This window comes from Frankia sp. AgKG'84/4, assembly GCF_023242965.2.
Classification (GTDB): Bacteria; Actinomycetota; Actinomycetes; order Frankiales; family Frankiaceae; genus Frankia.
Genome location: NZ_JALKFU020000405.1, coordinates 1 through 4,868 on the forward strand (window position 1 = coordinate 1; position 4,868 = coordinate 4,868).

At 72.6% G+C, this 4,868-nt stretch carries 4 protein-coding genes; 2 read left to right on the plus strand and 2 right to left on the minus strand.

The features are described from left to right. The coding region (locus tag MXD58_RS20000) for an LCP family protein (protein WP_250609722.1) at positions 1-1,546 on the minus strand (1,546 nt) is incomplete at its 3' end. Between the two features lie 320 nt (positions 1,547-1,866). On the opposite strand from MXD58_RS20000, the gene MXD58_RS20005 reads away from it, so the two are divergent. Next, positions 1,867-2,937, plus strand: coding sequence for a PP2C family protein-serine/threonine phosphatase (locus MXD58_RS20005; RefSeq protein ID WP_248839014.1), 1,071 nt, complete (start codon positions 1,867-1,869; stop codon positions 2,935-2,937). Here the strand turns inward: MXD58_RS20005 and MXD58_RS20010 are convergent. Further along, positions 2,930-3,565 (minus strand): TetR/AcrR family transcriptional regulator, encoded by a 636-nt coding sequence (locus MXD58_RS20010; protein ID WP_248839013.1) that lies wholly within the window; start codon positions 3,563-3,565, stop codon positions 2,930-2,932. The genes MXD58_RS20005 and MXD58_RS20010 overlap by 8 nt on opposite strands. A 158-nt stretch (positions 3,566-3,723) precedes the next feature. Between MXD58_RS20010 and MXD58_RS20015 the strand changes: the two genes are divergently transcribed. Next, a partial coding sequence (locus MXD58_RS20015) for an ABC transporter permease (RefSeq protein WP_250609723.1) occupies positions 3,724-4,868 on the plus strand: 1,145 nt, incomplete at its 3' end.

Consider the following 4,868-nt stretch of genomic DNA (forward strand, 5'->3'; position numbering starts at 1 on the left):
GTGCGGGGGCGGCGGGCCCTGCGGGCGCCGCGGAGGCGGGAGCGGGAGCGGCGGAGCCCACGGTGGGGGTGACGACCTCGGTGAAGCTGGAGCCGAGGACGAGCTGCACGCCGGTGACGGTCGCGTCGGGCAGCAGGGTCGAACCCGGCACGGCCGCGGCGACGGCGCGGGCCTCGGCCTGCTGCCCGGTGCCGTAGATGACCCGGGAGGTCTCGTGGGTCAGGGCCGAGGCGTTGCCCGAGTTGCGGGCGCGGAAGCCCTTCGTGGTCAGCTCGCTGACGACCTTGGCGGCCAGCCCGGTGCGGGTGGAGCCGTTGAAGACGGCGACCCGTACCTGGGCGGGCTCGGCGATCGTCCCGGCCGCCAGTGACGGCCCGGCGCCGCCGGTGGTGTCGTCGATGGGGGTGGCGCCCTCGACCTTCCCGCCGAGTGGCGCGACCAGGCGGGCGAGGTCGTCGGGCCGGTAGAACTGCACCGATGCCCGCTTGCCGTGCAGCTTGATGTCACCCATGTCGTCGACGGCGCCCTCGGCGCGGGTCGGCGCGTGGGTGGGCACGGTCTGCATCCGGATGCCGCCGCTGGCCAGCCCCTTGATGCGGGTCGCGAGCGCCCGCAGGCTGGTGAGCGGGGTGTTCTCGTCGAGGGTGAGCGCGCTCGCGGCGGCCGAGGTCAGCCGTTCGACCTTGAGGGGGTTCGACAGCGTGTCACCGGACATGATCTTGTGGAACATGGCGCCGATGAACTGCTGCTGACGGGCGATGCGGTCGGTGTCGCCGGCGGGCAGACCGTGACGCTGGCGGACGAAGGCGAGGGCCTGGTCGCCGTTGACCTCGATGGTGCCCGGGCCGCCGACGAAGCCGCTCATCGGGTCGTTGGTGTTCGTGCTGGTCCGCCACCGGCCGTTGTCGTCCTGGAAGTGCTGGGCGGCCGCGTTCGCCTTGATACAGACCTGGACCCCGCCGACGGCGTCGGTGAGATCCTTGAAACCCTTGAGATTCATGGAGATGTAGTGGTCGACCTGCATGCCGGTGAGGCTCTGCACGGTCTTCACCAGCAGCGGCGCGCCGCCAGCGGCGATCGCGGAGTTGAACTTGTCCTTCGTCGCGGCGTGCTGCTTTCCATCCTTGTCAGTGTATTCAGGGATGGTGACGTACATGTCGCGCGGGAACGAGACCATCGTCGTCGTCCCGTCCTTGTCCAGGTGCGCGAGGATGGTGGTGTCCGAGCGCTGCCCGTCCAGGCCCGGCCGGTCGTCTGTGCCCACCAGCAGGTAGTTCGCCACGCCGACGCCGCTGGAGCCGTCCGACCCGAGACCGAGGTCGATGCGGTTGACCTTGCCGTTGATGAACGTGTACGTGGCCCAGCCGCCGACCGTGACCAGGAGCACGCAGGTCGACAGGAAGGCGAGCAGCGACAGCAGGCCCCGTCGGCGCCGCGGAGGTGGTCCTCCGACGATGCCCCGTCCCGCCCGGCCGGGCCCGGAACCCCGGGGGTCGAGCCGTGGCGGGAGTACCCGCGGTTCTCGTTCCAGGTGCGGTGCGGTCACGTCCCGCCTTTCCTCGAGGGCGCCCTGCGGGCAGGGTCCGACGTAGTGCGGAAAGTAACACGTTTAGGTGCAAGCCTCTCATTGGGGGTGCGAGATGAATTCTCCGTATCCGCCCCGCGACCCCCGCGACCCCCGCGATCTAGGGTCCGGAAGGGGATAGTCGCGACCACATCGCCAACGCGGGGTTGGCCGCGCTCGACGTTCCCCTCGCGCCCTTCGAGCGCATACTGCGAGTAGTGATTGCTCACCTGAGGCCTGCGAGGCGTCGGGCGGTTCGGCCGCCGCTGCGGCACGCGGGCAGGGCGGGCCGGGTCCGGCCCTTGATCCCGCTCGCCGTCCTGGTCGCGGTCATCGCCCTGGGGTTCAGCGGAGACCGCGAGTACACCGTCATCACCGCGATGGTGATCAGTCCGCTGCTTGCGGCGGCGCTGGCCTGTCCCTGGGTGACCGCGGTGTACGCGGTGCTCGCGATGATCGCCGCGGCGCTGCAGGGCATCAGCCTCGGCTACTACAGCGGGGTGGGCCACGAGGGCGCGCCGGCCCAGGTCATCCGACTGGTGGTGATCGCGGCCGGGGGGTTGATCGCGGTGGCGGCCAGCCGGGACCGGATCCGGCGGGAGGCCCGGCTGCGGGACGTGACCCGGGTGGCGGATGTGGCGCAGCGGGCCATTCTCGGGGGCGTGCCGGCCCGTCTCGGCGGGCTGCGCCTCGCGGTCAGCTACGACAGTGCCAGTGCCCAGGCCAGCGTCGGCGGCGACCTGTACGAGGTGGTGGAGAGCCGGTGGGGCGTGCGGATCCTCGTCGGCGACGCGCGGGGGAAGGGTTTGGACGCCGTCCGGCTGGCCAGCCGGGTCACGGCCACCTTCCGGGTCCTCGCCGACCGGGTGGCCGACCCGGAGGAGATCGTGCGGGCCCTCGACGCCGAGGTCGGCCGCTCCGGTGATCCGGAGGACTTTGTCACGGCCGTGTTCGCCCAGGTCGACGGCGCCCGGCTGATCCTGATCAACGCCGGCCATCCCGATCCGTTGCTGCTGCGCCGGGGTGTCGCGCGCCTGCTGGCCACCGACCAGCGGCGCATGCCGCTCGGCCTCGGCAGTAACGGCGACCGGGTGGTCCGCGACTGGCTGCTCACCGGCGACCGGATGTTGTTCTACACCGACGGCCTGGCCGAGGCGCGCCATCCGCGGACCCGGGAGTTCTTCCCGGTCCTGCCGGCCGTCCGGGACGCCCTCGGCGCCGACGGCGGCCTCGACAGCGGGCTCGTCGACCTGGTGGGAGCGCTACGGCGCTGGACCGGCTCCGCCCTGGGCGACGATGTGGCACTGCTGGCCACCGAGTTCGCGCCGACGCGCGCCCCGGCCGCCGGCTGGCGCGGGCGTCGCGCTAGCTGACGAGAGCGTTCATCGCCTGGTCGAGCAGTGCGGGCAGGTCGGCGTGGCCGTCGGACTCCCGCCAGGCCGTCATGGCGGCCTGATAGCAGCCGAGCGCCGCGGAGGCCAGCGCGTCCGGCCGCGGGTCGACGGCGCCGGCTGCGGCGGGGCCCAGCCGGCGGGCCAGCTCAGGGGTGAGCAGCCGCTGCCAGCCGTGGACCCGCTGCAGCTGGCGGGCCTGCAGCGACGGGGTGATGGCCATCATGTGGGACAGCCGTAGGGTCCGGTCGGGATTGGCCGCGCCTTCGGCCGCGACGAGCCGCAGCGCCTGGCGCAGCGCCTGCCAGGGCGCCTCGTCCGCCGGGCGGGCGGCCAGCGCGTCGTGCAGGCGCAGGCCGCGCTCCTCGATCCCGAGCAGGACGACGTCCTCCTTGGTGGCGAAGTAGCGGAAGAAGCTGCTGCGGGACAGGCCGGCGCGCTCGGCGATCTGGTTGATGGTGGTCGCCTCGAAGCCCTGTTGGTCGAACAGATCGAACGCGACGGCCATGATCTCCGCCTGCAGGGCGCGCCGGGTGCGGCTGCGCAGATCGCCGCCAGGAGCGGCGGTGCCGCCGGATCCGGCGGTGGAGGGCGCGGAGCTTCTGGCCACGTGATCAGGATACCACCTGTGAGATCTCGGCTCGAGAGTTGGACTGAGTCTCACTTTCGGGCTACAGTCCGACGCTGGGCGGGCCCGTTCGTGGCGGGGACGCTTCGTCCGGTCCGGGCGACACCAGGCCGACCAGCACGTGAGAGAGGTGGCTCGTCATGACCGTCGAGGCCCCGGCATCCGGCGGCGACACGTCCGCGGCCCGGCCCGGTCCGTGGGCGCGGTACCGACAGCGGTACGCGCAGCTACCCCCCGCGGTGCAGATGATCGGCCTGCAGCTCTGGCTCCCGTTGCTGTTCGTGCTGGCCTTCTGTCTGTGCTACGTCAACGCCTTCCACCAGCCGAACCCGCGGAACATCCCGGTCGCCGTGGTCGGCACCGGCGCCGCGGCCGACACGTTCGCGCAGCGGCTGCAGGACGCCTCCGGGGGCGTGCTGGCCGTGTCGACGGTCGGCTCGGTCGACGAGGTCCGTGGCGAGCTGCGCAGCGGCGACCTCGCGGCGGTCTTCACTCCCGGGTCCGCCGGCACCCCGGCCCGGCTCACGATCACCAGCGCCGAGCAGTTCCAGCTCGCCCAGGTCGCCCGGCAGAGCTTCGCGCCGGTCGCGGCCGCGCAGGGCACGACCCTCGTCATCGACGATCTCGCCCCGCTGCCCAGGCACGACGCCTATGGCACGTCGCTGTTCTACGCCGCGCTGCTGTGGACGATCCCGGCCTACATGGTCGGCATGTTCGTCGGGATGATGGGCGCGGTCCTGCGCCACCGGGTCCGCCTCGGCATCATCGCCGGCGCCGGGTTCGTGCTCTCCGGGCTCAGCGCCCTGCTCGTCGGGCCCGTCCTCGGCGCCGTGCACGGGCACTTCCCGCAGCTGTGGCTGCTGGGCTTCGCCGCGGCGCTGGCCGTCGGGCTGCTCGTCAACGGGCTGGCGTACTTCTTCGGCCGGTTCGTCAGCGGTGCGGCGATGGTCATCTTCGTGTTCCTCAGCGTGCCCTCGTCGGGCGGGGCGTTTCCGCCCTCGTTCCTGCCCGAACCGTTCCGGGCGCTGCATCCCTACGTCTTCGCGACTGGCCTGCTCGACGTGTTGCGCGACGTTGTCTACGGCGTCGGCCCTGGGGTCGGCCAGGGAGCGCTCGTCATCGGCTGTTACGCGGCAGCGGGTGCGCTACTCACGGCCGTCGGGCGGCCGTACTACCTGCGGTTGACCGCTCGGCGCGCGGCCAGCGGCCGACCGATGCCGATGATGCAGGCCGCGCAGCGCGCGATGGCCGCCGCCAGCCTGCCGGCGGCCGGCGGGGGGTCCGC